This window comes from Tabrizicola oligotrophica (genome assembly GCF_011008935.1).
Taxonomy (GTDB): domain Bacteria; phylum Pseudomonadota; class Alphaproteobacteria; order Rhodobacterales; family Rhodobacteraceae; genus Tabrizicola_A; species Tabrizicola_A oligotrophica.
In genome coordinates this window covers 554,463-579,957 of record NZ_JAAIVJ010000001.1, presented here as the reverse complement: position 1 = coordinate 579,957, position 25,495 = coordinate 554,463, and the positions used below count along the sequence as shown (strand labels likewise).

Below are 25,495 nucleotides of genomic sequence, written 5' to 3'. Positions count from 1 at the left end.
CGGCGCCGTTGAATCCCTGAAACGAAAGGTCAAAACCCCATGCCCATCATCCGCATCGAAATGTTTGAAGGCCGCAGCGAGGCGCAGAAGCGCGCCTGCGCCGAGGCCGTGACAAGGGCCTGGGCCGAAACCTGCAACGGCAAGCCCGAGGCGGTGCATGTGATCTTCACCGACATCGCCAAAAGCGATTGGGCGACGGGCGGCAAGCTGATGTCCGACGGGCTGAAATAGCATGGACAGGACCGTCCTCATCACCGGCGCGGGTGCCGGGATCGGCCGCGCCACGGCGCGCGCCTTCCGGGCGGCCGGCTGGCGGGTGGCGCTGATGGGCCGGCGCGAGGCACCCTTGCGCGAAACCGCCGAGGGCGCGGGCGTGCTGATCCTGCCCGCCGATGTGAGCCAACCGGCCGAAGTCGACAGCGCCTTTGCCCGACTGGCGGCCGAATGGGGCCGGCTCGACGTGCTGTTCAACAATGCCGGTATCGCCACGAAACCGGCCCCGTTGGACGAAATCCCGGTCGAGGACTGGCTCGCGGTCATGCACACCAACATCTCGGGCATGGTGCTGTGCGCCCGCGCCGCCTTCCACCTGATGCGCCATCAGGACCCGCAGGGCGGGCGCATCCTCAACAACGGCTCGATCTCGGCCCATGCCCCGCGCCCCGGCTCGGTGCCCTATACGGTGTCGAAACACGCCGTCACCGGGCTGACCAAGACCCTCGGCCTTGACGGCCGCGCCTTCAACATCGCTTGCGGTCAGATCGACATCGGCAATGCCCTGACCGAGATGACGCAGGGCTTCACCAAGGGAGTGCCGCAGGCCGACGGGTCCACGCGGGTCGAACCCACAATGGACGTGGCCGAGGTCGCGGCGGCAGTGCTGCATATGGCCAGCTTGCCCCTGACCACCAACATCCCCTTCCTGACCATCATGGCCCGCGACATGCCCTTCCTTGGCCGGGGATAGACCATGGCCTTCAACGTGGCGCAAATATCCCCGCCGGAGGCCTCAAACCCCGGCCACCGGGCCGACGGCGGCAGGCCGGGCACCGGGTGCGGGATTGGGCGCGGGATCGGGCGTCACGCGCCCGGCTTGCAGAACATGTCGTAGACCAGTTCCATGATCGCCCCCGCCTTCGGGTCCTTGATCGAATAATAGATCGCCTTGCCGTCGCGCCGCGCCGCGACCAGCCCTTCGGCGCGCAGGCGGGCCAGCTGCTGGCTGACGGCGGCCTGACGCGCGCCAAGGCGTTCCTCAAGCTCTGTCACCGACTTTTCGCCCGAGGACAGGTGGCACAGGATCATCAGCCGGCCCTCATGGCTCAGCGCCTTGAGAAAGGTCGCCGCCTCGGCCGCGCGGGTCGCCATTTCTTCGGGCGGAAGGCTTACGCAGCCCACCGCCTCACCGGGTTCCATCGCCTGTTTGCCGAGCGCGACCATCGTTTCCAGCCTTCTTCGCCTGTCGGCTTTGGAATAGCACAGCTTTCGCGCCGTTGCGATAGTGCGCGACGACGCAAGCGGGATTTGCCCGCCAAGGAGACCGAGTTGAGCCACCAAGATCCCGCCTTCACCGCCCCGGGCCGCTTCTGGCGGGGCAACCTGCACACCCATTCGACGCGGTCGGACGGGGTGCTGTCGCCCGAGGAGGTCTGCCGGCGCTACAAGGCCGAAGGCTATGATTTCATCGCGCTGACCGACCATTTCGTCGGCCTCTTCGGCTATCCGATCACCGATACCCTCCCGATGCGCGATGCCGGATTCACCACGATTCTCGGGGCCGAGCTGCATTCCGGCGCCATGGCGAACGGCGAGTTGTGGCATATCCTCGCCGTCGGCCTGCCCGCCGGTTTCGCGCCCTCGCAGACGCCGTCCTTCGTGCCGGTCGCGGGGCAGGAAACCGGCCCGGAAATTGCCGCCCGCGCCGTTGCCGCCGGCGCTTTCGTGGCCATCGCCCATCCGCAATGGTCGGGTCTGACGCTGGCGGATGCCCGCAGCATCACCGCCGCCCATGCCGTCGAGATCTACAACCACGGCTGCGCCATGGGCTGCGACCGGCCCGACGGGGCGGCGATTGCCGATCTCTTGCTGACCGAGGGCCGCCGCCTGACGCTCATCGCCACCGATGATGCGCATTTCTCCGAACCGGACCATTTCGGCGGCTGGGTGATGGTGAAGGCGGAAGCCAACACGCCAGAGGCGCTGCTGGCGGCGCTCAAGGCCGGGCATTTCTACTCCACCCAAGGCCCGGAGCTGCGCGATGTGCGGATCGAGGGCGACAAGCTGATCGTCGACTGCTCGGCGGCGGTTTCGGTGGTGGCGCTTGGCCACGGCACCGGCGCCAAGGCGGTGCATGGCCATTCGATGACCCGCGCCGAGGTGCCGCTGGAGCGGCTGAACAACTCGCCCTGGGTGCGGGCGGCGGTGATTGATGCCGCCGGCAAGCGGGCCTGGTCTAACCCGATCTGGACCGGCGCCGAAGGGAAGAACCCGCGGGTGGCGGGCTAGGTTGTCATGGTGGGACCGGGGGCCAGCCCCCCGGCCCATTGGTTACTCGGACCAATGGCGTAACCAATGGGCTACCCCCGGGATATTTGAGCCACATTGAAGGCTGGTCAGTTGCCCAAAATGCCCGGCAAGCGCAGGTTCATCGCCTTGGCATGGTCGCGTGCGATGTCGTAGCCCGCATCGGCATGGCGCATGACGCCGGTGGCCGGGTCGTTCCACAACACGTTGTTCAGCCGCCGGGCCGCGTCCTCGGTGCCGTCGGCGACGATCACCATGCCCGAGTGCTGGCTGAAGCCCATGCCGACGCCGCCGCCGTGGTGCAGCGACACCCAGGTCGCGCCGCTGGCGGTGTTCAGAAGCGCGTTCAGAAGCGGCCAGTCGGAGACGGCATCCGAGCCGTCCTTCATGGCTTCCGTCTCGCGGTTGGGCGAGGCGACCGAGCCGGAATCGAGGTGATCGCGGCCGATGACGATCGGGGCTTTCAGCTCGCCCGAGGCCACCATCTCGTTGAACATCAGCCCGGCGCGATGCCGGTCGCCCAGCCCGATCCAGCAGATGCGGGCGGGCAGGCCCTGGAAGGCGATGCGCTCGCCCGCCATGTCAAGCCAGCGGTGCAGGTGGGTGTTTTCCGGGAAGAGTTTCTTCATCGCCGCGTCGGTCTTGCGGATATCTTCCGGGTCGCCCGAGAGCGCACACCAGCGGAACGGGCCGATGCCCTTGCAGAACAGCGGACGGATATAGGCCGGCACGAAGCCGGGGAAGGCGAAGGCGTTTTCAAGGCCCTCGTCCAGCGCCACCTGCCGGATGTTGTTGCCGTAATCGAGCGTCGGGACGCCGGCGTTCCAGAACTCGACCATGGCGGCGACATGGGTGCGCATCGAGGCGCGGGCGGCCTTTTCCACCGCCTTGGGGTCGGTTTCCTGTTTTGCGCGCCATTCGGCCACGGTCCAGCCCTGCGGCAGATAGCCATGCAGCGGGTCATGGGCCGAGGTTTGATCGGTCACGATATCAGGGCGATGGCCGCCATTCTTCATGCGTTTGACCAGCTCGGGGAAGACATCGGCGGCATTGCCCAGCAGGCCGACCGACTTGGCCTCGCCCTTGGCGGTCCAGTCGTCGATCAGCGCCAGCGCTTCATCCAGAGTCTTGGCTTTGGCGTCCAAGTATCGGGTGCGAATACGGAAATCGATCCGCGTCTCATCGCATTCCACCGCAAGGCAGCAGGCCCCGGCCATCACCGCGGCCAAGGGCTGCGCCCCGCCCATGCCGCCAAGACCGCCGGTCAGGATCCATTTGCCTTTCAGATCGCCGCCGTAATGCTGGCGGCCGGCTTCTGCGAAGGTTTCATAGGTTCCCTGCACAATGCCCTGAGTTCCAATGTAAATCCAGGAACCCGCGGTCATCTGGCCGTACATCGCCAGACCCTTCTTGTCGAGTTCGTTGAAATGCTCCCAGGTCGCCCAGTGCGGCACTAGGTTCGAGTTGGCGATCAGCACGCGCGGCGCGTCCTTGTGGGTGCGGAACACCCCGACCGGCTTGCCGGACTGCACCAGAAGCGTCTCATCGTCATTCAGCGTCTTCAGCGTGGCGACGATGCGGTCGAAATCTTCCCAGGTCCGGGCGGCGCGGCCGATGCCGCCGTAGACCACCAGCTCATGCGGGTTTTCGGCCACATCGGGGTGCAGGTTGTTCATCAGCATCCGCATCGCCGCCTCGGTCAGCCAGCTTTTGGCGGTGATCTCGGTGCCGGTCGGGGGATAGATGTCGCGGGTGTTGTGACGGGAGTTCATGGGGATACCTCAGTGCAGAAGGTGGCCAGCGATGATCGTGCGCTGGATTTCGGAAGAGCCCTCGTAGATCCGCATGATGCGGCAATCGCGGGCGTGACGTTCAAGCGGGAAATCGCGGGTAAAGCCGTAGCCGCCATGCAGTTGCAGCGCGGCGTCGGTGACACGGTGGGCCATTTCGCTGGCGTAAAGCTTGGCCATCGAGGCGGCTTGGCTGAAGCGGCTGCCATTCTGGCGCTGGCGGGCAGCCTCGAGCGCCAGAAGCCGCGCGGCCTGCAGGTCGGTCGCCATGTCGGCCAGTTGCCAGCGGATGCCTTGCCGAGCGGCCAGCGGCTCGCCGCCGATGATCCGGGTCTTTGCCCAATCGGTCGCGGCATTCAGCGCGGTTTGGGCGATGCCAATGCACATGGCGGCCACTTCCAGCCGCCCGCGGTCCAAGACCTGCATCGCGGTGCGAAAGCCGGTGCCTTCGGCGCCAAGGCGGTTCGTGGCGGGGATCAGGCAGTCAAACTCCAGTTCCCAGACATGGCCGCCTTTCAGGCCCATGGTGTTTTCGGCCCGGCCAGGGGTGAAACCGGGGGTGCCTTTCTCGACCACAAAGGCCGAAATGCCGCGGTGCCCGGCCTCGGGGTTGGTCACCGCATAGACCACCAGAAAATCCGCCACCCCGCCGTTCGAGATGAAGCACTTGGAGCCTTTCAGCCAGTAGCCGTCGCCGTCGCGCGTGGCCTTTGTCCGCATGTCGGCGGGGTCGGAGCCGGCATTGCGCTCGGTCAGGGCGAAGGCGCCGAGGGTCTTGCCCTCGGCGGCGGCGGGCAGGAAGCGGTCCTGCAAGGCCTGATCGGCGCCGAGGAGAAGCGAGTCGGTGGCCAGATAATGCGCCGTCAGCGCCGAGGCGGTGGAGGCGCAGGCCCCGGCAACGATCTCCACCGCGCGCAAGAGGCCTTGGGCCGACAGCACATGCAGGTTCGCTCCCATCATGCCCGCCTCGGCCAGCACCGCCAGTTGGCGATGGACGAAGGTCGAGGACTCATCGGTTTCGGCGGCCAACGGGGCGATTTTGTCTGCACATATCCGCGACAACATATCGCAAAACGCGCGCTCTTCCTCGGGGAGCATGTGGAAAAGGTCAGTCATGTGCGATCCCCAGACGGTGCAGAATGGCGGGGCCATCGGCCCCCAAAGCCGGGGCCGAAGTGGCGGCAATCGGTTTGTCCCCGTCAAAGCGCACCGGCTGGCCGACGGTTTTCGCCGCGCCGAGCGTGACATGCGGCAGGTCGGCCACCAGCCCGCGCGCGGTGGCATGCGGGGAGGCGGCGGCTTCGGCCAACGTCTGCACCTCGGCAGTCGGAATGCCGGCGGCGGCCAGCGAGGCCACGACTTCGGCCGTGGCGCGGGGCAGGGTGAAGGCCTCGATTGCCGCTTTCACCCTGGGCTCGTGGGCCGTGCGGCCGTCATCGCTGGCAAGACCGCTGTCGTCGGCCAGATCGGGCCGGGCGATCAGGCTGCACAGCGCCTGCCACTGCCGGTCACCCAGCACGGCGATCACCGCCTGTCCATCGGCGCATTGGAAACAGCCGAAGGGGGTGGAGAGCGGGTGGCGGTTGCCGACCCGGCGCGGCGCGGCGCCGGCGTAGAACTGCACGGCGTGGGAGGTGGGCAGCAGCGAGAACAGCGCGTCGAACATGGCGACGTCGATGGTGCTGCCCTCGCCGGTATTTGCACGCTTGTGCAGCGCCGCCAGAATGGCCCAGGAGGCGTAAAGCCCCGCCATCAGGTCGCCATAGCTTTCGCCGACCTTCAGTGGCGCGCCACCCTCTTCGCCGGTCGCCGCCATCAGCCCCGACATGGCCTGCGCCACAAGGTCATAGGCCGGCAGATGGGCGGCGGGGCCGGTCTGGCCGAAGCCCGAGATCGAGGCATAGATCAGGCTGGGCTTGTCGGCGCGCAACTCGGGCCCAAGGCCAAGGCGGCTGGCCACGCCGGGACGGAAGTTTTCCACCACCACGTCGCAGGCAAGCGCAAGCGCGCGGGCAGTGGCCTGCGCCGCGGGGTCTTTCAGATCCAGCACGATCGACTGCTTGCCGCGGTTCATCAGGGTGAACAGGGCGGATTCGCCCTGCACGAAGGGGCCGATGTGGCGGTAATCGTCGCCCTGCGGCGGCTCGAGCTTGATGACCTCGGCCCCGAGGTCGGCCAGCAGCGCGGTGCAGAACGGCCCCGCCATGACGCGGGTCAGATCGAGGATGCGAAGGCCTTGCAAGGGTTTCATCGGGCGGTCCTGGGGCGCGGAGGGCGGGACCGGGGGTTTCACACCCCCGGACCCCCGTGGGATATTCAGGCCAGTATGAATGGCATCGGGGTTTGCGTGGCCTGAACCAGCGCGCCGGCGCCGATCAGGCTGGCGGCGGCGGCGATGTCGTCCGCCATGTAGCGGTCATCGCCCAGCGCCGGCACATCGGCGCGCAGCCGGGCGATGGCGCCTTGCAACGGGGTGGAGGTGGGCAGCGGCGCGCGGAACTCGATGCCTTGCGCGGCGCAAAGCGCCTCGACGCCGAGGATGACGTTCAGGTTCGCCACCATCCGGCCAAGGCGGCGCGCGCCATGGGCGGCCATCGAGACGTGGTCCTCCTGATTGGCGCTGGTGGGGGTCGAGTCGATCACCGTCGGATGCGCCATGTGCTTGTTTTCGCTCATGAGGGCGGCGGTGGTGACTTCGGCGATCATGAAGCCGGAGTTGAGGCCGGGCTTCGGGGTGAGGAAGGCCGGCAGGTCGAAGGACAGCACCGGATCGACCATCAGCGCGATGCGGCGCTGCGCGATGGCGCCGATTTCGGAAAGCGCCATGGCGATCATGTCGGCGGCAAAGCCCACCGGCTCGGCGTGGAAGTTGCCGCCCGAGACGATCATCCCGGCTTCGGTCAGCACCAGCGGGTTGTCGGTGGCGGCATTGGCCTCGATTTCCAGAGTACGAGCGGCCTGACGCATGACGTCCATCGCCGCGCCCGTGACCTGCGGCTGGCAGCGGATGCAATAGGGGTCCTGCACGCGGCTGTCGCCGGTGCGGTGGCTTTCGCGGATCACCGAGCCGTCCAGGAGAGCGCGCAGGGTGGCGGCGGCCTCGATCTGGCCGGGGTGGCCGCGCAGGGTGTGGATCTCGGGTTGCAGGGGCGCCGTGGAGCCCATGATGGCATCGGTCGACAGCGCACTGGTGACCAGCGCGCCCTGCGCCGCGCGCCAGCCGTCGAACAGGCCGGCAAGGGCATAGGCGGTGGAAAACTGGGTGCCGTTGATGAGGGCAAGGCCCTCTTTCGCGCCGAGCGTGATGGGAGAAAGTCCAGCTTCTGCAAGGGCATCAGTAGAATTCTTCACCTGACCTCTGAGCTCTGCCTGACCATGGCCCAGCATGGCCGCCGTCATATGCGCCAACGGCGCCAGATCGCCCGAGGCGCCGACCGAGCCCTGCGCCGGAATGACCGGGGTGACGCCCTTGTCCAGCATGGCCTCCAGCAGCGCCACCACCTCATGCCGCACGCCCGAGGCGCCGCGGCCGAGCGACAGGAGTTTCAGCGCCATCATCAGCCGGGCGGTGGCACGCGGCATCGGCTCGCCCACGCCGCAGCAATGGCTGAGGATCAGGTTTTTCTGAAGCGTCGCGGTATCTTCCGAGGCGATCTTGATGCTGGCAAGCTTGCCGAATCCGGTGTTGACGCCATAGACCGCCTCCGAGCCATTGGCAGCGGCGGCAATCATGCCGGCGGCGCGGTCGATGCCGGCGCGGGCCGAGGGGTGCAGGCGGGCCGGAGCCTCGTCGCGCCAGATCCGTTCCAGTTGCGCCAGCGTGGCTTGGCCCGGAACCAGAATTTCGGGGATGAGGGTGTCAGGCGTCAAGGCGGCCTCCGAAGATGCGGGTGTGAAGGGGCGTGGCCCCGATGCGATAGGACAGTTCGGCCGGGTGGGTGGCATCCCACAGGCAAAGATCGGCCAGCTGGCCGGGGGCGATGGTGCCGCGGTCGGTCAGGCCAAGGGCGCGGGCGGCGTGGGTGGTGGTGCCTTGCAGCGCCTCCAAAGGCGTCATGCGGAAGAGGGTGCAGGCCATGTTCATCGACAAGGGCAGGCTGGCCACCGGCGAGGAGCCGGGGTTGAAATCGGTCGCCACCGCCATCGGCACGCCGGCGGCGCGGAAGGCCTCGATCGGCGGTTTCCGGGTTTCGCGCAGGGTGTAGAAGGCGCCGGGCAGGATCACCGCCACCGTGCCGGCGGCCGCCATGGCCGCCACGCCATCGGCACCGATATATTCGACATGGTCGCAGGACAGCGCCCCCATGCCGGCGGCCAGCACTGCGCCTTTCAAGTCGGAAAGCTGTTCGGCATGCAGCTTGATCGGCAGGCCGAGGTCTTGCGCGGCACGGAAAAGCCGCGCCACCTGAGCCGGGGAAAAGGCGATGCCCTCGCAGAAGGCGTCGACGGCGTCGATCAGGCCCTGCGCCTGAGCGGCGTGCAGCGAGGGAATCGCCACCTCGTCGATATAGGCGTCGGGGCGGCCCTTGTATTCGGGCGGAATGGCGTGGGCGGCAAGGTGGGTGGTGACCACGCGCAAGCGGCGGTGGGCGGCAATCTGGCGGGCGACGCGCAGCATCTTCAGCTCGTCCGCGACGGTCAGGCCATAGCCCGACTTCACCTCGATCGTGGTGGCGCCGGCGGCGATCATCAGATCGGCGCGGGCCAGCGCCGCGGCGAGAAGCTCGGCCTCGGAGGCGGCGCGGGTGGCGGTGACGGTGGAGAGAATGCCGCCCCCGGCGCGGGCGACCTCCTCATAGCTGGCGCCGTTCAGCCGCATTTCGAATTCAACCGCGCGATGACCGCCAAAGACGATATGGCTGTGGCAGTCGACAAGTCCGGGGGTGAGGAGGCGGCCGCCGCAATTCTGGGCGGGCAGGGTCTGCCACTGCGCCGGAATATCGGACGTCTGTCCAATCCAGACAATCCGCTCGCCTTCGGCCACCAAGGCACCGTCCTCGATCAGGCCGTATCCGGCCGTCATAGTGGCTATCGTGGCATGGGTCAGGAGAATCGCCATTTGGCTTGCCTTTTGTCTGCGCTTGGTTGTAATATGTCTGCACATAATAACCCTGTCAAGACGAGGCTGACGATGACCGTTCTGCATGCCAAGACCGCGCTGCTGCCCGAAGGCTGGGCCCATGACGTGCGGGTCGAGATCGCGGAGGGCCGGATTGACCGCATCACGCCCGGCGCCACGCCGACCGGGCAGCGGGTGGATTGCCTGTTGCCGGCCATGGTCAACCTGCATTCGCATGCCTTCCAGCGCGCCATGGCGGGGATGACGGAATACCGCAGCGCGGGGCAGGACAGTTTCTGGACCTGGCGGACGCTGATGTATCGCTTCCTTGACCGGCTCAGCCCCGAGGATGTGCAGGCGATTGCCGCGATGGTGATGCTGGAGATGGCCGAAGCTGGCTATGCGGCGGTGGCGGAGTTTCACTATCTGCACCACGCGCCGGGCGGCGGCACCTATGACGATCTGGCCGAGATGTCGGCGCGCATCGCGGCGGCGGCGGCGGAAACCGGGCTGGGCCTCACGCATTTGCCGGTGCTTTACGAGCGGGGCGGTTGTGACGGGCGGGCGCTGACGGCGGGGCAGTTGCGCTTTGGCAATGACCCCGACCGCTTTGCCCGGCTGTGGGAGGGCGCGGCAAAGGCGCTGTCGCACCTGCCGGCCGATACGGTGCTGGGCGTCGCGCCGCATTCCTTGCGCGCGGCCAGCCCGGAGGGGATCGCGGCGGCGGCGCGGTTGAACCTCGGCGCGCCGATCCATATCCATGTCGCCGAACAGGTGGCGGAAGTGACCGAGGTTCTGGGCGCTACCGGGGCGCGACCGGTCGAATGGCTGATCGGCAACACCGATCTGTCGGCGCGCTGGTGCCTGATCCATGCCACCCAGATGGAGCCTTTCGAGACCGAAGCCATGGCGAAATCCGGCGCGGTGGCGGGGCTTTGCCCGATCACCGAGGCCAATCTTGGTGACGGCATCTTCGACGGGGTGCGCTTTGCCGCCCATGGCGGGGTTTACGGCGTGGGCTCGGACAGCAATGTGCGGATCTCGCTCTCCGAGGAGTTGCGGCTTCTGGAATATTCGCAGCGGCTGGGGCTGAAGGGGCGGGCGCTCTTGGCCACCGAGGGGCGCTCTACGGGTCGGGTGCTTTATGAAACCGCAGCCCGCGGCGGCGCGCTGGCGGGCGGGCGGCAGGGCGGCCGGATCGAGGCGGGCCAATGGGCCGACCTGATGGCGCTGGATTGCTCGGGGCCGGATCTGGCGGCAAGTCAGGGCGATATGCTGCTCGACACCTTCCTTTTTGCCGGCGATGACCGCATGGTGGCCGAAGTCTGGTCGGCGGGCCGTCATATCGTGACGGGCGGCAGGCATGCCGGACGGGCAGGGATCATCGCCCGCTATCGGGCGGCGATGGCCCGGCTGAGAGAGGCGCTGTGAAGGGGACGGGCATGAAGGGGTGGGAGGATATTCGGGCCGAGGTGCTGCGCCGCATCCGGGTGCGCGACTGGCAGCCCGGCGGCCTGATCCCGACCGAGGAGGAACTGGCGGTCGAATTCGGCGTGGCGCGGGCCACGGTAAACCGGGCGCTGCGCGATCTGGCCGAGGCGGGGGTGCTGGAGCGCCGGCGCAAGGCGGGAACCCGGGTGGCCGCCCTGCCGGTGCGCAAGGCGACGCTGGATATTCCGGTGATCCGCCAGGAAATCGAGGCGCGCGGGCAGGCGCACAGCTTTCAGGTGCTGAAACAGGCCTTCATGGAGCCGCCGGTGCCCATCGCCTCGCGGCTGGGACTGCCGCCGGGGATCAAGCTTTTGTATCTTGAAACCTTGCATCTGGCCGACGGCAAGCCCTTTGCCTTTGAAACCCGCTGGCTGAATTCAGAAATCCTGCCGCGCCCGATGCCGGATTTCCAGGAGCTGAGCGCGAACGAATGGCTGGTGTCGCATGTCGCCTATGTCACCGGCGACATCGCCTTTACCGCCGAGGGCGCCGGCCCGCGCGAGGCGGCGGTGCTGGGGGTGGCGGTCGGCACCGCGCTGTTCATTACCGAGCGGATGACCTGGACGGCGGAAAGCCCGATCACCTTTGTCCGGCTGGCCCATGGCTCCGGCTACCGGGTGCAGACGCTGGTGTGAAGGTGGGCTCCTCGGGGCGCTGGCGCTGCCGCGTCGCGGACAAACCTGCCGGCCGCGCAGGCGGGGCCAAGCGGCGGGACATGGATATTTGAGCCAGTATGAAAGGCCTCAGCGCGCGCCGAAGGTCTTGAGCACCGACTTGGTCAGCCGCTTGTGCATGCGCTGGGTGCGGTGGCGCTGGTGGGTGACCACATAGACCGGCTGGGTGATCGGCTCGACATCGGTGACGGCGGCGAACTTGCCGGTTTCGATCAGCGCCGCTGCAGTGCGGTCCAGCACGAAACCGGCGCCGCCAAGCGATTGCAGAAGTGCCGCCACCGCCGCCTCCTGCCCGGAGGCAAAGGGGGTGGCCGACATTTCCGGCAGCGCCTGGGCATGGGCCGCATCGAAGGCGGCGGCATAGCTGGCGCGGATGTAGCGGTCGGGTTTCAGGTCGGCCCGCCGGGTGCCGATCGAGGAAACCAGCCGGTAGCTGACCTCGCCGACCGAGGCGAAATGCAGGTCGGGCTGCGGTTGCGGCGAGTAGAGGATGGCGAAATCGAGCGCGCCCTTGGCGACGTCCTGGCACATCTGCACCGAATAGTCGGGTTCGAGATAAAAGGCGCAGTCCGGCAGCGTCTTGCGAAAGCCCGCCATCCAGCCGCCGATGCGCCCGGCGGCAAGGTCGTGCTGAATGCCGATGCGCAAGGAGACCGCCGCATCGCCGGAGGGCGCGACCGAGCGCTGCGCCTCGGTCCAGGCATGGCGCAGGCCGCGGGCATGGGGCAGGAATTTCAGCCCCTCGGTGGTGAGCTGCGTGCCGGCGCGCGAGCGGGAGAACAGTCGCGCGCCGATCGCCTGCTCCAGCACCAGCACCCGGGCCGAGACGGTGGACTGGGTGATTTCCAGCCGTTCGGCGGTGCGATGGAAGCTGCGGGTTTCCACCAGATCGAGGAAAGTGTCGAGAAGTTCGATCTGCATCGGGTCTGCCTGTCGGTTGCCGGGCCTTCGCGGCCTGATCGTTTATCCCGATCAATAGACCGGGATTGGCTCGATTGAAAGCGGTTTTCGCGCGGTGGATACTGCCGCGCAGATAACCGGGAGGCCCTCATGTCAGATTTTCCAACCCATGCCCGCGTGGTCATCATCGGGGGCGGCGCAGTGGGGGCCTCCAGCCTGTACCATCTGTGCAAGGCGGGCTGGACCGACTGCGTTCTGCTGGAAAAGAACGAGTTGACGGCGGGCAGCACCTGGCACGCGGCGGGCAATGTGCCGACGTTTTCATCCTCGTGGTCGATCATGAACATGCAGCGCTATTCGGCGGAGTTGTATCGCCGTCTGGGCGACGAGGTCGACTATCCGATGAATTACAACGTCACCGGATCGGTGCGTCTGGGCCATACCAAGGAACGCTTGCAGGAGTTCAAGAAGGTCGTCGGCATGGGGCGCTATCAGGGGATGGACCTGAACATCCTGACGCCGGACGAGATCAAAGAGGTCTATCCCTTTGTCGAGACCCATGATCTGACCGGCGCGCTGCATGACCCCTATGACGGCGACATTGACCCGGCGCAGCTGACGCAGGCGCTGGCCAAGGGCGCACGCCAGATGGGCGCGCGGATCGAGCGGTTTTGCCCGGCGACCGGGGTGCGGCGCGAGGGCGATGACTGGGTGGTCTCAACGCCGAAGGGCGAGATTCGCTGCGAGATCGTGGTGAACGCGGCGGGCTATTATGCCCGCGAGGTCGGCAAGTGGTTTGGCCGCGATCTGCCGATGATGGTGATGAGCCATCAGTACATGCTGTTCGACACCGTTCCGGAGTTGGAGGGCTGGACCAAAGAGGTCGGCCACAAGCTGCCTTTGCTGCGCGACGTGGATTCGTCCTATTACCTGCGGCAAGAAAAAAACGGTTTCAACCTTGGCCCCTATGAGGGCAACTGCAAGGCGCATTGGGTCACGAAGGATGATCCCTTCCCCGAGGATTTCAGCTTCCAGCTGTTCCCCGACGATCTGGAACGGCTGGAATGGCACATCAATGACGCGATGGCGCGGGTGCCCTTGCTGGCATCGGCGGGCCTCAGCAAAGTCATCAACGGCCCGATCCCCTATACCCCCGACGGCAACCCGCTGATCGGCCCGATGCCGGGCGTGCCGAACGCGTTTGAGGCTTGTGTCTTCACCTTCGGCATCTGTCAGGCCGGGGGCGCGGGCAAGGTGCTGGCGGAATGGGTGACGGAAGGCGCGACCGAATGGGACATGTGGTCTTGCGATCCGCGCCGCTTCACCGGCTTTGAAGACCCGGACTATTGCGTCAGGAAGGGGATAGAGGTTTATGGCCACGAATACGCCATGCATTTCCCGCACCACTCCTGGCCGGAAGGGCGCGGCAAGAAGCTGTCGGCGGTGCATGCCCAGACCAAGGCGCTCGGCGCGGTCTATGCGCCCTATAACGGCTGGGAGCGGGCGGCCTGGTACGCCCGGCCCGGCGATGATGTGAGCGAGGACGCGCAGCGCACCTGGGACCGGGAAGGCCCGTGGTTCGGCGCAGTGAAGGAAGAATGTCAGGCGGTGCGCGATGCCGCCGGCATTCTCGACCTGCCGGGCTTTTCGCGGTTTGGCCTGAAAGGGGCCGGGGCGGCGGACTGGCTTGCCACCCAGATCACCGGCAAACTGCCAAGCGTCGGGCGGCTGGGGCTCGCCTATTTCGCCGATGACAAGGGCCGCATCGTGACCGAAATGTCGGTGGCGCGGATGGCCGAGGACGAGATGGTGCTGATCACCGCGGCCACCGCGCAAAGCCATGACTGGGAATGGCTGAAGCGCCATCTGGCGCCGGACTTGTCGCTGACCGACCACACCACCGAATGGTCGACGCAGATCCTGACCGGGCCGAAATCGCGCGCCATTCTGGGCGAAGTCACCGACGCCGATCTGGCGAAGGGCTGGCTGACGCATCAGACCGCCCGCATCGCCGGGGCCGAAGTCTGGTTGGCCCGCGTGTCTTTCGCAGGTGAACTGGGCTGGGAAATCCACTCGAAAGTCGCCGATACCGAAGCGATCTGGAATGCGGTCATGCGCGCGGGCAAGGGCCACGGGCTGCGCCCCTTCGGCATGTTTGCGCTGAATTCCTTGCGCATCGAAAAGGGCTACCGGGCCTGGAAGGGCGATCTGTCGACCGATTACACCGTGTTGCAGGGCGGGCTGGAGCGGTTCATCGACTGGACCAAGCCCGAGTTCCGGGGGAAATCGGCGCTGGCGGCGGAAAAGCAGCGTGGGCTGACCAAGCGCTTTGCGACGCTGGTGATCGAGGCGGGCGAGCTGGACCCGCCCTATATGGCGACGATCTGGAAGGATGGGGCCATCGTGGGCGAACTGACTTCGGGCTATTATGGCCACCGGGTCGGGGCCTGCATCGGGCTGGGGATGCTGAAGACCGAGGTCAATCAGCCCGGCACCAAGGTTGAGGTGGAGATTTTCGGCACACTTTATCCGGCGGTGGTGCAGGCGGATGCGCCGCTGTGGGATGCGAAGAACGAGCGCATTCGCGCGTGACAAGCCCCGGGGCCAGCCCCGGACCCCGGGATATTTGCACCAGTATGAAAGGCGAGGGCGTGAGAGGGATCGGGTCAGTAGATCGGGGGGGAAATCACCCAGATCACCACGGCGGGGATCGCGCCGGGGTTCGACCAGCCATAGCTTTGCCCCTTGAACTGAAAGCTGTCGCCGGGGTTCAGCGTGGTGGTCAGCGCGCCGAGCGTCAAGGTCAGTTGGCCCGAGATCAGCACGCCGCCGTCTTCGCGGGCGTCCGATTGCTGGCCCTGGCCGCGCGCACCGGGGGCGAAGGTGGACTGGATCATCTCGAACCCGCCGGTGAGGCTGGGGGACAGGAGTTCTTCGGACAGGCCCTGGGTGAGGTCGCCAATCGCCACGCGGTCACCGGCGCGCTGGATTACCCCGCGCTCGGCGGCCTCGCGGGCGGCGGAGCGGAAGAAGAAGCTGATGGTCAGGCCGAAGACCTCGGCGATGCGGGCGAGGTCGGGGATGGCGGGGGTGGTCTGGCCGCGCTCGACCTGGCTCAGCCAGCCGACCGAGCGGTCAAGCGCCGAGGCAAGCTCTTGCAGCGTCAGGCCGCGCGACTTGCGCAGCGCGCGGATGTCGGGGCCGAGGGGATCGGTCATGGCGGGTCCTTTCACCGGCAAGGTGCGGTGAAACCGGGGCGCTTGGCAAGGGGAATGGTGAAGGATTTTCATTTCGATGGCTCAAAAATGAAAGAATTCGTTGAAATTTCATTTCAGGAAGCGCAGAACCAGCGTATCCCAATCCTGAAAGGTCTCTGACATGTGCGCAGCCCCCATTCCCGCGAAAGCCCAGGCCGTCATCATTGGCGGCGGCGTCTCTGGCGCCTCGGTCGCCTATCACCTGGCCAAGATGGGCTGGAAGGACATCGTGCTGCTGGAACGTAAGCAGCTTACCTCCGGCACCACATGGCATGCGGCGGGGCTGATCGGGCAGTTGCGCGGCTCGGCCAACATGACGCGGCTGGCGAAATATTCCGCCGACCTTTATGTCAAGCTGGCCGCCGAGACCGGGGTGGAAACCGGGATGCGGCAGGTGGGCTCGATCTCGGTGGCGCTGACCCAGCACCGGCATGAGGAGTTGCTGCGGCAGGCGACGGTGGCGCGGATTTTCGATGTGGATGTGCAGGAAATCTCGCCCTCGGAAGCCAAGGCGATGTATCCGCATCTGAACGTCGGCGATGTGGTGGGGGCGGTGCATCTACCGCTGGATGGCCAGTGCGACCCGGCCAACATCGCCATGGCGCTGGCCAAGGGCGCGCGGATGCAGGGCGCGCAGATCTTTGAATATACCAAGGTGACCGGCGTGACCCGGGCGAATGGCCGGGTGACCGGGGTGGATTATGTGGGCCGCGACGGCGAGCCGGGCCATATCGCCACCGATGTCGTGGTGAACTGCGGCGGCATGTGGGGCCGCGATCTGGCGGAACAGGCCGGGGTTACGCTGCCGCTGCATGCCTGCGAGCATTTCTACCTCATCACCGAACCCGTTGAAGGGCTGGGCCATCTGCCGGTGCTACGGGTGCCGGATGAATGTGCCTATTACAAATCCGACGCCGGCAAGATGATGATCGGCGCCTTTGAGCCGAAGGCCAAGCCTTGGGGCATGGCCGGCATCCGCGAGGATTTCGAGTTCGATACGTTGCCCGAGGACTGGGATCACTTCATGCCGATTCTGGAACACGCGATGCACCGCATGCCGCTGTTCCAGACCTCTGGTATCCATACCTTCTTCAACGGGCCGGAAAGCTTTACCCCCGATGACCGCTACTATCTGGGCGAGGCGCCCGAGGTGAAAGGCTATTGGGTGGCCGCCGGTTACAACTCGGTCGGCATTGCCGGCTCGGGCGGGGCCGGCATGGCGCTGGCGCATTGGATCACCGAGGGCGAGGCGCCGTTTGACCTTTGGGAGGTGGATATCCGCCGGGCGCAACCCTTCCAGCGCAACAAGGCTTATCTCAAGGAACGGGTGTCGGAAACGCTGGGCCTCCTCTACGCCGACCACTTCCCTTATCGGCAGGTGGAAACCGCGCGCGGTGTGCGGCGGACGCCGCTGCATGACCACCTGAAGGCCCGCGGCGCGGTCTTTGGTGAGGTGGCGGGCTGGGAGCGGGCGAACTGGTTCGCCAATCCCGGTCAGAAGGCGGAGTATGAATATAGCTGGAAGCGGCAGAACTGGTTTGACAACCAGAAGGCCGAGCATCTGGCGGTGCGGAACGGGGTCGGGTTCTTCGACATGACCTCCTTCGGCAAGATCCGCATCGAGGGCCGGGATGCGGTGAAATTCCTGAACCGGATTTCCTCGGCCGAGATGGATGTGGCGGTGGGGCGCATCGTCTACACCATGTTCCTGAACGAAAAGGGCGGCATCGAGGCCGACCTGACGGTGACGCGGCTTTCCGAAACCGCCTATCTGGCGGTGGTGCCGGGGGCGACCTTGCAGCGCAATCTGGCGTGGATGCGGGAGCATCTCGGCGAGGATTTTGCCGTCATCACCGACATGACGGCGGCGGAATCGGTGCTGTGTGTCATGGGGCCGAAATCGCGCGATCTGATGCAGAAAGTGTCGCCGGCGGATTTCTCGAATGCGGCGCATCCCTTTGGCACCATGCGGGAAATCGAGATAGGCATGGGTCTGGCCCGCGCCCATCGCGTGACCTATGTCGGCGAGCTTGGCTGGGAGCTTTATGTGAGTTCCGACCAGACCGCGCATGTGTTCGAGGCGCTGGAAGCGGCGGGGGCGGAGGTGGGGCTGAAGCTCTGCGGGCTGCACACGCTGGATTCTTGCCGGATCGAGAAGGCCTACCGGCACTGGGGCCATGACATCACCGATGAAGATCATGTGCTGGAGGCGGGGCTGGGCTTTACCGCCAGCCGCAAGAAGCCGGGCTATATCGGCCGCGAGGCGGTGTTGCGCAAGGAAGCGGCGGGGCTCGAGCGGCGGATGGTGCAGTTCCGCCTGACCGACCCGGAACCGCTCCTCTTCCACAACGAGGCGCTGGTGCGCGATGGCAAGATCATCGGTCCGGTGACCAGCGGCGCCTATGGCCATTTCCTCGGCGGGGCGGTGGGCATGGGCTATGTGCCCTGCAAGGGCGAGACGGAGGCCGAGATCTTGGCCAGCCGCTATGAGATTGAAGTTGCAGGAGTGCGGCATGAGGCGGTGGCCTCGCTGGCGCCGATGCATGATCCGAAATCGGAAAGGGTGCGCGGGTAACCGGCGACCGGGGGCCAGCCCCCCAAGCCGGTGGTTTCTTGAACCAATGGCGAAACCACCGGCTAACCCCGGGATATTTGTGCCAGCATGAAAGGGCATGAGATGAGCGAGATTGGCGACGTTTGCGAACCGGCACGGGCGCGGGCAGGGCGATCGGGGGGACGGCAGGCAAGGGTGGCGCTGCGGGCGGCGCCCTTGGCCGATGATGTGCGCCCGGTGCGCGGCGGCATGGCCGGCGGGCAGTACAAGCCGCTGAGCGAAGCCGGGGTGAAGCAGATCCATGAGGCGGCGCTGGATGCGCTGGAGGAGATCGGCCTGAGCCAGGCGCCGAAATCGGGGGTCGAGATCATGTCCGCCGCCGGAGCGGTTTACGGCAGCGACGGGCGGATGCGCTTTCCGCGCGCGCTGGTCGAGGACATGCTGGCGGTGGCGGCGCGGGGCATCACGCTGCATGCCCGCGATCCGAAGCATGACCTGCATCTGAGTGGGACAAATGTGCATTACGGCACGGCGGGCGCAGCGGTGCATATCGTCGATCCGATCACGCTCGACTATCGCGAGTCGACGGCGCAGGACCTTTATGATGCGGCGCGGCTGGTGGATAACCTTGATAACATTCACTTTTATCAACGCACCATGGTTTGCCGCGATGTGATGGACAACAAGGAGATGGACCTGAACACGCTCTATGGTTGCCTTGCCGGCACCAGGAAGCATGTGGGCACCTCTTTCTCGGACCCCTCCCATGTCGCCGACTGTTTCGACATGCTGCATATGGTGGCGGGCGGCGAGGAGAAGTGGCTGGAGCGGCCTTTCGTCAGCAATTCCAATTGTTTCGTCGTGCCGCCGATGAAGTTTGCCGAGGAAAGCTGCATCACCATGGAGGATTGCATCCGCCGGGGGATGCCGATGCTTCTCTTGAGCGCGGGGCAGGCGGGGGCGACGGCGCCGGCGCCGATTGCGCTGACCATCGTTCAGGCGGTGGCCGAATGTCTGGCGGGGGTGGTCTATGTCAACGCCATCAGGAAGGGGGCGCCGGCGATCTTTGGCACCTGGCCCTTCGTCAGCGATCTGCGGACCGGGGCGATGTCTGGCGGCTCGGCCGAGCAGGCGCTGCTGACGGCGGGCTGTGCGCAGATGCACCGCTTCTATGACCTGCCGGGCGGCGCGGCGAGCGGGATTTCCGATTCGAAACTGCCCGACATGCAGGCGGGTTGGGAGCAGGGCATCACCAATGCGCTGGCCGGGCTGGCGGGCCTCAACATGTGCTATGAGGCGGTGGGGATGCATGCCTCGCTGCTGGGCTTCTGTCTGGAAAGCCTTGTGCTGGGCGATGACCTGCTGGGCCAGACCATGCGGCTGGTGCGGGGCATCGACGTGACGCCGGATTCGACCTCGCTTGAGGCGATGAAGGAGGTCTGTCTGGGCGGGCCGGGGCACTATCTCGGTTCCGAGCAGACGCTGAAGCTGATGCAGACCGAATATGTCTATCCCAAGGTCGGCAACCGGATGAGCCCGAAGGAGTGGAACGAGGCGGGCAAGCCCTTGCTCTTGGACGGGGCGATTGCGCGCAAGAACGAGATCCTGGCGAAGGCGGGTTGCGTGGTGGACCCGGAGATTGACCGGGCGATCCGGGCGAAGTTCAACATCTACTTCAAGTAAGGCCTGCAAGGCTCTGGAGGCAAAGGGTTTGACCATGCATTATGGATACATCGGCCTTGGCAATCTCGGGGCGGCCTGTGCCGGGTGTCTGGTGAAGGCGGGCTTCAAGGTGACGGTTTATGACCTGAACCCGAGGCTTGCCGATCCGTTGGTGGCCATGGGCGCGACCCTTGCCGATAGCGCCGAGGCGCTGGCAGCGGAGGTCGATCATGTCCTCACCTGCCTGCCGTCGCCGGCGGTGTCGGAGCGGGTGTTGCGCGCCATGCTGCCGGCGATGAAGCCGGGGGCGCATTGGCTGGAAATGTCGACGCTGGGGCGCGACGAGGTGCTGCGGCTGGCCGGGGTTGCGGCCGAAGCGGGCGTGCGGATGCTGGAGCTGCCGGTGACCGGCGGGGTGCATCTGGCGCAGCATGGCAAGATCACCATGCTGGCGGGGGGCGACAGAGACATGTTTGATCTGCACCATGGGGCGATGGAAGCCATGGGCGACAGGATCTTCCACATGGGGCCTTTGGGCTCTGCCTCGATCATCAAGGTCATCACCAACATGCTGGCTTTTATCCACCTCAAGGCGACCTCCGAGGCGCTGATGCTGGCGCGTCGCGGCGGTCTGGATCTGGGGCAGGCCTGGCAGGCGATCAGGGCCAGTTCGGGCAATTCCTTTGTGCATGAAACCGAAGGCGCGCTCATTCTGAACGGGTCTTACGACATCGCCTTCAACGTCGATCTGGCGCTGAAGGATCTGGGTTTTGCGCTGGAGTTCGGCCGCGAGTTCGGCGTGCCTTTGGACCTGGCCAGCATGACCGAACAGACCTATGTCGCGGCGAAGGCGGCCTATGGCGGGCAGGCACAATCGCCGATGATTGCGAAATTGCTGGAAGATTTGCTGGACACCGACTTGCGCGCGCCGGGGTTCCCGGCGAGGCTGGAGTAAGGCTTCGCTGCCGGACCTCGGGGGGACTTTGCGTCCCCCCGGACCCCCCTGCAGGATATTTGAGCCAGTATGAAAGGCAGGAGGACGGGCATGGACGAGGTGGCGAAGGCGCGGATGGCGCAGGTGTTGCATCACCGCAAGGCGGGGCTGGCCCTTGGCGAGCCGGTGGCGCCGCCGATTTCGGTGGCGACCACGTTTCATCTGCCCGAAGCGCAGGGCGCGGCCTATTACTATGGCCGCTCGGGCCAGCCGACCTGGGATGCGGTGGAGGCGCAGCTTGCGCTGCTGGAGGCGGCGGAGGTGGTGGCTTTCCCCTCGGGCATGGCGGCGATTTCGGCCGCGCTGATTGCCACGCTGCGGGCCGGGGCGAAGGTGATGATCCCTTCGGATGGCTATTATGTCACCCGGCTTCTGGGGCGCGATCTTCTGGCGGTCTACGGGGTGGAGGTGGTGGAGGTGCCGACGCTGGAGATGGCGGTGGCGGACTTCACCGGCTTTGACGTGATCTATATCGAAACGCCGTCGAACCCCGGGCTGGATGTGCTGGACATTGCCGCGCTGGCCGCCCGCGCCCATGCGGCGGGGGCAAAGGTGATTGCCGACAATACCACGATGACGCCCCTGTTGCAGCGCCCGCTGGACCTCGGCGCCGATCTGGTGGTGGCAGCCGATACCAAGGCGCCGGCCGGGCATTCGGATGCGCTTTTCGGCCATGTTGCGGGGCGCGACGCCAATCTGATGGCGCGCATCCGCGAGGGGCGGCGACAGACGGGGTCGGTGCCGGGGCCGTTCGAGGCCTATCTGGTGCATCGCGGCATCGAGACGCTGGAAGTGCGGCTTGCACGGATGTGCGAAAGTGCGGCAGTGATTGCTGCGCGGCTGAAGGCGCATCCGGCGGTCCGGGCGCTGCGCTATCCGGGGCTGGACAGCGATCCGTCCCATGCGGTGGCGCGGACCCAGATGCTGAACGGCGGCTTCCTGATCGGGCTCGAACTGGCCGACGAGGCGGAGGCCGAAGCCTTCCTGCGCGCCTGCCCGCTGATCGAGCAGGCCACCAGTTTCGGCGGCGTGCATACGGCGGGGGAGCGGCGGGCGCGCTGGGGTGACAAGGTGGCGCCGGGCTTCATCCGGCTTTCGGTTGGCGTCGAGCCGGTGGAGGTGCTTTGGACGGCGATCGAGGCGGCCTTGCCGGGCGGAAAAACCTGATCCGCCGGGCCGCAAACCCTTGACCTTCCCGGCCCTTGGCCTCTTATTCAGGGGTGACGCGAACCCCTGAACAGGAGAAGTCCGATGGCTTTCACTCTGCCCGATCTGCCCTATGCCCATGACGCGCTGGCTGCGCTCGGCATGTCCAAGGAAACCCTCGAGTATCACCACGACCTGCACCACAAGGCCTATGTCGACAACGGCAACAAGCTGATCGCCGGGACCGAGTGGGAATCGAAGTCGCTGGAAGACATCGTGCGCGGCACCTACAACGCCGGCGCCGTGGCGCAGAACGGCATCTTCAACAACGCCTCGCAGCACTGGAATCACAACCTGTTCTGGGAAGTGATGGGGCCGGGCGCGGACAAGAAGATGCCCGGCAACCTGGAAAAGGCGCTGACCGAGGCCTTCGGTTCGGTCGCCAAGTTCAAGGAAGATTTCGCCGCCGCCGGTGCGGGCCAGTTCGGCTCGGGCTGGGCCTGGCTGGTGAAGGACAAGGACGGCGCGCTGAAGGTCACAAAGACCGAAAACGGCGTGAACCCGCTGTGCTTTGGCCAGACCGCGCTTCTGGGCTGCGATGTCTGGGAGCATTCGTATTACATCGACTTCCGCAACAAGCGCCCGGCCTATCTGACCAACTTCCTTGAAAAGCTGGTCAACTGGGAAGCCGTCGCCGCCAAGCTCTGAGGCTTGCGGGCCTGAGGCCCATGTGAGACGTAAGGCCGCCGCCCCCAGCCGGGGCGGCGGTCTGCATTTCGGGGACAGCGATGAGCGAAGCAGCAAAGGGTGTGGCGGCGATTGTCGCGGCCTGTCTGATCTGGGGCTTTGCGACGCTTTACTACAAGGCGATGGCCCATGTGCCGCCGCTTGAAGTCCTGTCGCATCGGCTGCTCTGGACGCTGATCTTCTTTGGCGCGCTTTTGGGCGTGCAGGGGCGGTTGGGGCAGGTCTGGCGGCTGATCCTTGGGCCAAGGGGCCTGCGGGTTGCACTGGCGGGCGCGGTGATTGCGCTGAACTGGGGGATATTCATCTGGGCAATTCAGGCGGGGCATGCTGTCGAAGCGAGCCTTGGCTATTACATCCTGCCGCTGGTCTCGGTGGTCATGGGCGTCGTGCTGCTGGGCGAGCGGTTGACGCGCGCGCAGGGCCTTGCCGTGGCGCTGGCCGCTCTGGCGGTTCTGGTGCTGACCTATGGCATGGGTGTGGCGCCATGGATTGCGCTGGTGCTGGCTTTCAGTTTCGCGCCCTATCTGGTGCTGAAAAAGGAGATGACGGCGCCGGCCATGGTTTCGGTCACGGCGGAAGTGCTGGTGATCGCGCCGCTTGCGGTGATCTGGCTTCTGGGGGCGCATGTCGCCGGCTGGCTGGAGTTCGGCCGCGCTGGCGGGCTGTGGGGGCGCGAGCTTTACACCACGCTGATGCTGCCGGTCACCGGGCTGATTTCCGGCCTGCCGCTGATCCTGCTTTCGTGGGGCGCGCAGCGGGTCCGGCTGTCGACCCTGGGCGTGGTGCAATATCTGAACCCGACCCTGCAGGCGTTTTCCGCCGTGGTGGTGATGGGCGAGCCGTTCAGCCGCTGGCATGCCGCCGCCTTCGGCCTGATCTGGGCGGCGCTGGCGGTCTATTCGCTGGCGGCGATCCTTCAGGACAGGGCGGCGCGCAGGGCCGCTTGCAGCGCGGCCACATCCGCGACCGGCGAGAACAGCCCGAGCATCGAGGCATCGGCAAAGCCCTGATCCACGATATGATCGAGAAGCCCGATCAAGGGTTGCCAGTACCCTTGTTCGTTCAACAGGAAGATCGGCTTGCGGTGCAGCCCGATCTGCGCCCAGGTCAGCACTTCGAAGAATTCGTCCAGACTGCCCGCGCCGCCGGGCAGCACCACGATGGCGTCGGAGTTCATGAACATCACCTTCTTGCGCTCGTGCATGTCTTCGGTAATGACCAGCGTGGTCAGGTCGCGCTTGCCGACTTCGGCGCGCATCAGATGGGTGGGGATGACGCCAAAGGTGGCCGCCCCCGCGGTCTGGGCGCTGCGGGCGACCTCGCCCATCAGCCCGACATCGCCGGCGCCATAGACCAGCCGCCAGCCGTTGGCCGCGATCATCCGCCCGGTGGCGCGTCCGGCCTCGGCATGGGCGGGATCCTTGCCGGGACGGGCACCGCAGAACACGCAGATCGAGGCAGCGGGGCGGGAGAAGTCGGCGGGCATGGCGGCTCCGGAAAAGGGTTGCTTTCGGGGGTGTAACGGGGTTCCCATGCGAAGGAAAGCAGCGGCCGGCAACAGGCCGCGCGGGATGGGGAAAGCCATGGCAAGGAACGGGGCAGAGAACGGGGCAGAGAGCAGGACAAAGGTCTGGGCCTTGGGCGGTGCCGCCGGTGCGCTGGTCCTGGCGCTTGGCGTGATCTGGTGGCTCGGCCAGTCGGACCCGGGCACGGCGCCGCAAGAGGCCGCGCCTGCCGAGGCCAGCGCGCCGGTGACGGCCCCTGCCGCGCCGGACACCGCCCTGCCGCCCGAACCGCCACGCTTTGATGTGGTGCGAGTCGATACGGCGGGGCTTGCCACCGTCGCCGGCATGGCGCCTGCCGGCGCCGCCGTGTCGATCCGGCTGGACGGGGTCGAGGCGGCAACGGCCAGCGCCGACGCCGCCGGGCAGTTCGCCACGCTCCTGACCCTGCCGCCCTCCGATCAGCCGCGGCTGATGAGCCTGATCGCCACGCTGCCCGACGGCACCGAGATTGCCGGCCGCGAAACCGTGGCGATCGGCCCGGTTCTGGCGCCACCCGCCGCCTTGCCCGAGGCGGTGGTGGCCGAGGAGGCGCCCGCCGCGCTCTTGCTGGGCGAGGCCGGGGTGACCGTGCTGCAACAGGCCAAGGCTGCGGACCTCTTGCCGCTCAGCATCGACAGCATCGCCTATGGGGCCGGCGGCGAGGTGGCGCTGAGCGGTCGCGCCAGCCCCGGGGCGACGCTGCGGCTCTATCTTGACGACGCACCGCTGATCGAAGCGCAGGCCGGGCCGGACGGCCGCTGGACGGCGGATCTGGCCGAGGTCGCCCCCGGTCTGCACGCCCTGCGCGCCGATCAGCTGGCGGCTGATGGCACGGTGGCCGCCCGGTTCGAGACTCCGTTCCAGCGCGACCTGCCGACAGCGCCGCCGCCCGAACCCGCTCCCGCGGCCGCAGCCCCGGATCCGGCGCCCGCGGTGGCCCCGGCGCCGATCACCACCACCGTGCAGCCCGGCTTTACGCTCTGGGCCATCGCGCGCGAGAATTTCGGCGAGGGCATGATGTATGTGCAGGTGTTCGAGGCCAACCGCGACAAGATCAAGGACCCCGACCTGATCTACCCGGGGCAGGTCTTCACCGTGCCGAAACCCTGAAGGCGGCTCCTCCGGCGCGTGCCGCGCGTCGTCGCGGGATGGTT

Annotated in this window: 22 protein-coding genes; 13 read left to right on the top strand and 9 right to left on the bottom strand. The window is 66.6% G+C overall.

What is annotated here, in order from left to right:
• The first annotated feature begins 39 nt into the window (after positions 1–39).
• Together G4Z14_RS02805 and G4Z14_RS02800 are read left to right on the top strand one after the other, a co-directional pair.
• Positions 40–231 (top strand): 4-oxalocrotonate tautomerase, encoded by a 192-nt coding sequence (locus G4Z14_RS02805; protein ID WP_164623218.1) that lies wholly within the window; start codon positions 40–42, stop codon positions 229–231.
• Position 232: 1 nt separating this feature from the next.
• Positions 233–967, top strand: a complete 735-nt coding sequence (locus tag G4Z14_RS02800) for an SDR family oxidoreductase (RefSeq protein ID WP_164623217.1) — start codon at positions 233–235, stop codon at positions 965–967.
• A gap of 113 nt (positions 968–1,080) precedes the next feature.
• On the opposite strand, the gene G4Z14_RS02795 is transcribed toward G4Z14_RS02800, so the two are convergent.
• On the bottom strand, positions 1,081–1,416 hold the full coding sequence (locus tag G4Z14_RS02795) for an ArsR/SmtB family transcription factor (protein WP_227751517.1): 336 nt from the start codon (positions 1,414–1,416) through the stop codon (positions 1,081–1,083).
• Between the two features lie 129 nt (positions 1,417–1,545).
• Between G4Z14_RS02795 and G4Z14_RS02790 the strand changes: the two genes are divergently transcribed.
• Complete coding sequence (locus G4Z14_RS02790; RefSeq protein WP_227751481.1) at positions 1,546–2,505, top strand: CehA/McbA family metallohydrolase; 960 nt, start codon at positions 1,546–1,548, stop codon at positions 2,503–2,505.
• 107 nt (positions 2,506–2,612) lie between these two features.
• Here the strand turns inward: G4Z14_RS02790 and hutU are convergent, their stop codons facing one another.
• From hutU to hutI, 5 genes are all read right to left on the bottom strand, one after another.
• Entirely contained in the window at positions 2,613–4,295 is a 1,683-nt protein-coding gene (gene hutU, locus G4Z14_RS02785) for a urocanate hydratase (protein WP_164623214.1), read from the bottom strand.
• A 9-nt stretch (positions 4,296–4,304) separates the two neighbouring features.
• The gene (locus G4Z14_RS02780; RefSeq protein WP_164623213.1) at positions 4,305–5,429 is read right to left on the bottom strand and encodes an acyl-CoA dehydrogenase family protein; all 1,125 of its coding nucleotides are present in this window, start codon (positions 5,427–5,429) and stop codon (positions 4,305–4,307) included.
• Positions 5,422–6,564 carry a CaiB/BaiF CoA transferase family protein gene (locus G4Z14_RS02775; RefSeq protein WP_164623212.1) on the bottom strand — a complete coding sequence of 381 codons (1,143 nt, stop codon included), beginning with the start codon at positions 6,562–6,564 and terminating at the stop codon, positions 5,422–5,424. The genes G4Z14_RS02780 and G4Z14_RS02775 overlap by 8 nt, the downstream gene beginning before the upstream one ends.
• Before the next feature lie 65 nt (positions 6,565–6,629).
• Positions 6,630–8,183: a histidine ammonia-lyase gene (hutH, locus tag G4Z14_RS02770; RefSeq protein WP_227751480.1), complete on the bottom strand. Its 1,554-nt coding sequence runs from the start codon at positions 8,181–8,183 to the stop codon at positions 6,630–6,632.
• Entirely contained in the window at positions 8,173–9,372 is a 1,200-nt protein-coding gene (gene hutI, locus G4Z14_RS02765; RefSeq protein WP_227751479.1) for an imidazolonepropionase, read from the bottom strand. The genes hutH and hutI overlap by 11 nt, the downstream gene beginning before the upstream one ends.
• 72 nt (positions 9,373–9,444) lie before the next feature.
• Between hutI and G4Z14_RS02760 the strand changes: the two genes are divergently transcribed.
• Positions 9,445–10,803: a formimidoylglutamate deiminase gene (locus G4Z14_RS02760; protein WP_164623209.1), complete on the top strand. Its 1,359-nt coding sequence runs from the start codon at positions 9,445–9,447 to the stop codon at positions 10,801–10,803.
• 11 nt (positions 10,804–10,814) lie between these two features.
• The gene (locus G4Z14_RS02755; protein WP_164623208.1) at positions 10,815–11,498 is read left to right on the top strand and encodes a GntR family transcriptional regulator; all 684 of its coding nucleotides are present in this window, start codon (positions 10,815–10,817) and stop codon (positions 11,496–11,498) included.
• 108 nt (positions 11,499–11,606) lie between these two features.
• Here G4Z14_RS02755 and G4Z14_RS02750 read toward each other — a convergent pair whose 3' ends face one another.
• Positions 11,607–12,458: a LysR family transcriptional regulator gene (locus G4Z14_RS02750; RefSeq protein ID WP_164623207.1), complete on the bottom strand. Its 852-nt coding sequence runs from the start codon at positions 12,456–12,458 to the stop codon at positions 11,607–11,609.
• A 129-nt stretch (positions 12,459–12,587) separates the two neighbouring features.
• On the opposite strand from G4Z14_RS02750, the gene G4Z14_RS02745 reads away from it, so the two are divergent.
• Positions 12,588–15,029, top strand: a complete 2,442-nt coding sequence (locus tag G4Z14_RS02745) for a GcvT family protein (protein WP_164623206.1) — start codon at positions 12,588–12,590, stop codon at positions 15,027–15,029.
• 74 nt (positions 15,030–15,103) lie between these two features.
• Here the strand turns inward: G4Z14_RS02745 and G4Z14_RS02740 are convergent, their stop codons facing one another.
• Positions 15,104–15,655, bottom strand: coding sequence for a helix-turn-helix domain-containing protein (locus G4Z14_RS02740; RefSeq protein ID WP_164623205.1), 552 nt, complete (start codon positions 15,653–15,655; stop codon positions 15,104–15,106).
• 160 nt (positions 15,656–15,815) lie between these two features.
• On the opposite strand from G4Z14_RS02740, the gene G4Z14_RS02735 reads away from it, so the two are divergent.
• The 6 genes from G4Z14_RS02735 to rarD all read left to right on the top strand — a co-directional run bounded on the left by G4Z14_RS02735 (position 15,816) and on the right by rarD (position 23,807).
• Entirely contained in the window at positions 15,816–18,269 is a 2,454-nt protein-coding gene (locus G4Z14_RS02735) for a GcvT family protein (protein WP_164623204.1), read from the top strand.
• A gap of 102 nt (positions 18,270–18,371) precedes the next feature.
• Positions 18,372–19,931, top strand: a complete 1,560-nt coding sequence (locus G4Z14_RS02730) for a trimethylamine methyltransferase family protein (protein WP_164623203.1) — start codon at positions 18,372–18,374, stop codon at positions 19,929–19,931.
• 34 nt (positions 19,932–19,965) lie between these two features.
• Positions 19,966–20,865, top strand: a complete 900-nt coding sequence (locus G4Z14_RS02725; protein ID WP_407703781.1) for an NAD(P)-dependent oxidoreductase — start codon at positions 19,966–19,968, stop codon at positions 20,863–20,865.
• Positions 20,866–20,955: 90 nt separating this feature from the next.
• A complete protein-coding gene (locus G4Z14_RS02720) occupies positions 20,956–22,071 on the top strand; it encodes a cystathionine gamma-lyase (protein WP_164623201.1) in 1,116 nt (371 codons plus the stop codon).
• Between the two features lie 84 nt (positions 22,072–22,155).
• Positions 22,156–22,758, top strand: a complete 603-nt coding sequence (locus G4Z14_RS02715; RefSeq protein WP_164623200.1) for a superoxide dismutase — start codon at positions 22,156–22,158, stop codon at positions 22,756–22,758.
• 80 nt (positions 22,759–22,838) lie between these two features.
• Positions 22,839–23,807 carry an EamA family transporter RarD gene (gene rarD, locus G4Z14_RS02710; protein ID WP_164623199.1) on the top strand — a complete coding sequence of 323 codons (969 nt, stop codon included), beginning with the start codon at positions 22,839–22,841 and terminating at the stop codon, positions 23,805–23,807.
• Here rarD and G4Z14_RS02705 read toward each other — a convergent pair.
• On the bottom strand, positions 23,714–24,283 hold the full coding sequence (locus G4Z14_RS02705; protein ID WP_164623198.1) for an LOG family protein: 570 nt from the start codon (positions 24,281–24,283) through the stop codon (positions 23,714–23,716). The two genes, rarD and G4Z14_RS02705, sit on opposite strands and share 94 nt — an antisense overlap.
• Positions 24,284–24,380: 97 nt before the next feature.
• Between G4Z14_RS02705 and G4Z14_RS02700 the strand changes: the two genes are divergently transcribed.
• On the top strand, positions 24,381–25,451 hold the full coding sequence (locus tag G4Z14_RS02700) for a LysM peptidoglycan-binding domain-containing protein (RefSeq protein WP_164623197.1): 1,071 nt from the start codon (positions 24,381–24,383) through the stop codon (positions 25,449–25,451).
• Positions 25,452–25,495 lie beyond the last annotated feature (44 nt).

Excerpts from the sequence above, each read along its gene's own strand:
- G4Z14_RS02805 (WP_164623218.1), top strand. The coding sequence starts at position 40 with ATGCCCATCATCCGCATCGAAATGTTTGAAGGCCGCAGCGAGGCGCAG.
- G4Z14_RS02800 (WP_164623217.1), top strand. The coding sequence starts at position 233 with ATGGACAGGACCGTCCTCATCACCGGCGCGGGTGCCGGGATCGGCCGC.
- G4Z14_RS02795 (WP_227751517.1), bottom strand. The coding sequence starts at position 1,416 with ATGGAACCCGGTGAGGCGGTGGGCTGCGTAAGCCTTCCGCCCGAAGAA.
- hutU (WP_164623214.1), bottom strand. The coding sequence starts at position 4,295 with ATGAACTCCCGTCACAACACCCGCGACATCTATCCCCCGACCGGCACC.
- G4Z14_RS02780 (WP_164623213.1), bottom strand. The coding sequence starts at position 5,429 with ATGACTGACCTTTTCCACATGCTCCCCGAGGAAGAGCGCGCGTTTTGC.
- G4Z14_RS02775 (WP_164623212.1), bottom strand. The coding sequence starts at position 6,564 with ATGAAACCCTTGCAAGGCCTTCGCATCCTCGATCTGACCCGCGTCATG.
- hutI (WP_227751479.1), bottom strand. The coding sequence starts at position 9,372 with ATGGCGATTCTCCTGACCCATGCCACGATAGCCACTATGACGGCCGGA.
- G4Z14_RS02760 (WP_164623209.1), top strand. The coding sequence starts at position 9,445 with ATGACCGTTCTGCATGCCAAGACCGCGCTGCTGCCCGAAGGCTGGGCC.
- G4Z14_RS02755 (WP_164623208.1), top strand. The coding sequence starts at position 10,815 with ATGAAGGGGTGGGAGGATATTCGGGCCGAGGTGCTGCGCCGCATCCGG.
- G4Z14_RS02750 (WP_164623207.1), bottom strand. The coding sequence starts at position 12,458 with ATGCAGATCGAACTTCTCGACACTTTCCTCGATCTGGTGGAAACCCGC.
- G4Z14_RS02745 (WP_164623206.1), top strand. The coding sequence starts at position 12,588 with ATGTCAGATTTTCCAACCCATGCCCGCGTGGTCATCATCGGGGGCGGC.
- G4Z14_RS02740 (WP_164623205.1), bottom strand. The coding sequence starts at position 15,655 with ATGACCGATCCCCTCGGCCCCGACATCCGCGCGCTGCGCAAGTCGCGC.
- G4Z14_RS02735 (WP_164623204.1), top strand. The coding sequence starts at position 15,816 with ATGTGCGCAGCCCCCATTCCCGCGAAAGCCCAGGCCGTCATCATTGGC.
- G4Z14_RS02730 (WP_164623203.1), top strand. The coding sequence starts at position 18,372 with ATGAGCGAGATTGGCGACGTTTGCGAACCGGCACGGGCGCGGGCAGGG.
- G4Z14_RS02725 (WP_407703781.1), top strand. The coding sequence starts at position 19,966 with ATGCATTATGGATACATCGGCCTTGGCAATCTCGGGGCGGCCTGTGCC.
- G4Z14_RS02720 (WP_164623201.1), top strand. The coding sequence starts at position 20,956 with ATGGACGAGGTGGCGAAGGCGCGGATGGCGCAGGTGTTGCATCACCGC.
- G4Z14_RS02715 (WP_164623200.1), top strand. The coding sequence starts at position 22,156 with ATGGCTTTCACTCTGCCCGATCTGCCCTATGCCCATGACGCGCTGGCT.
- rarD (WP_164623199.1), top strand. The coding sequence starts at position 22,839 with ATGAGCGAAGCAGCAAAGGGTGTGGCGGCGATTGTCGCGGCCTGTCTG.
- G4Z14_RS02705 (WP_164623198.1), bottom strand. The coding sequence starts at position 24,283 with ATGCCCGCCGACTTCTCCCGCCCCGCTGCCTCGATCTGCGTGTTCTGC.
- G4Z14_RS02700 (WP_164623197.1), top strand. The coding sequence starts at position 24,381 with ATGGCAAGGAACGGGGCAGAGAACGGGGCAGAGAGCAGGACAAAGGTC.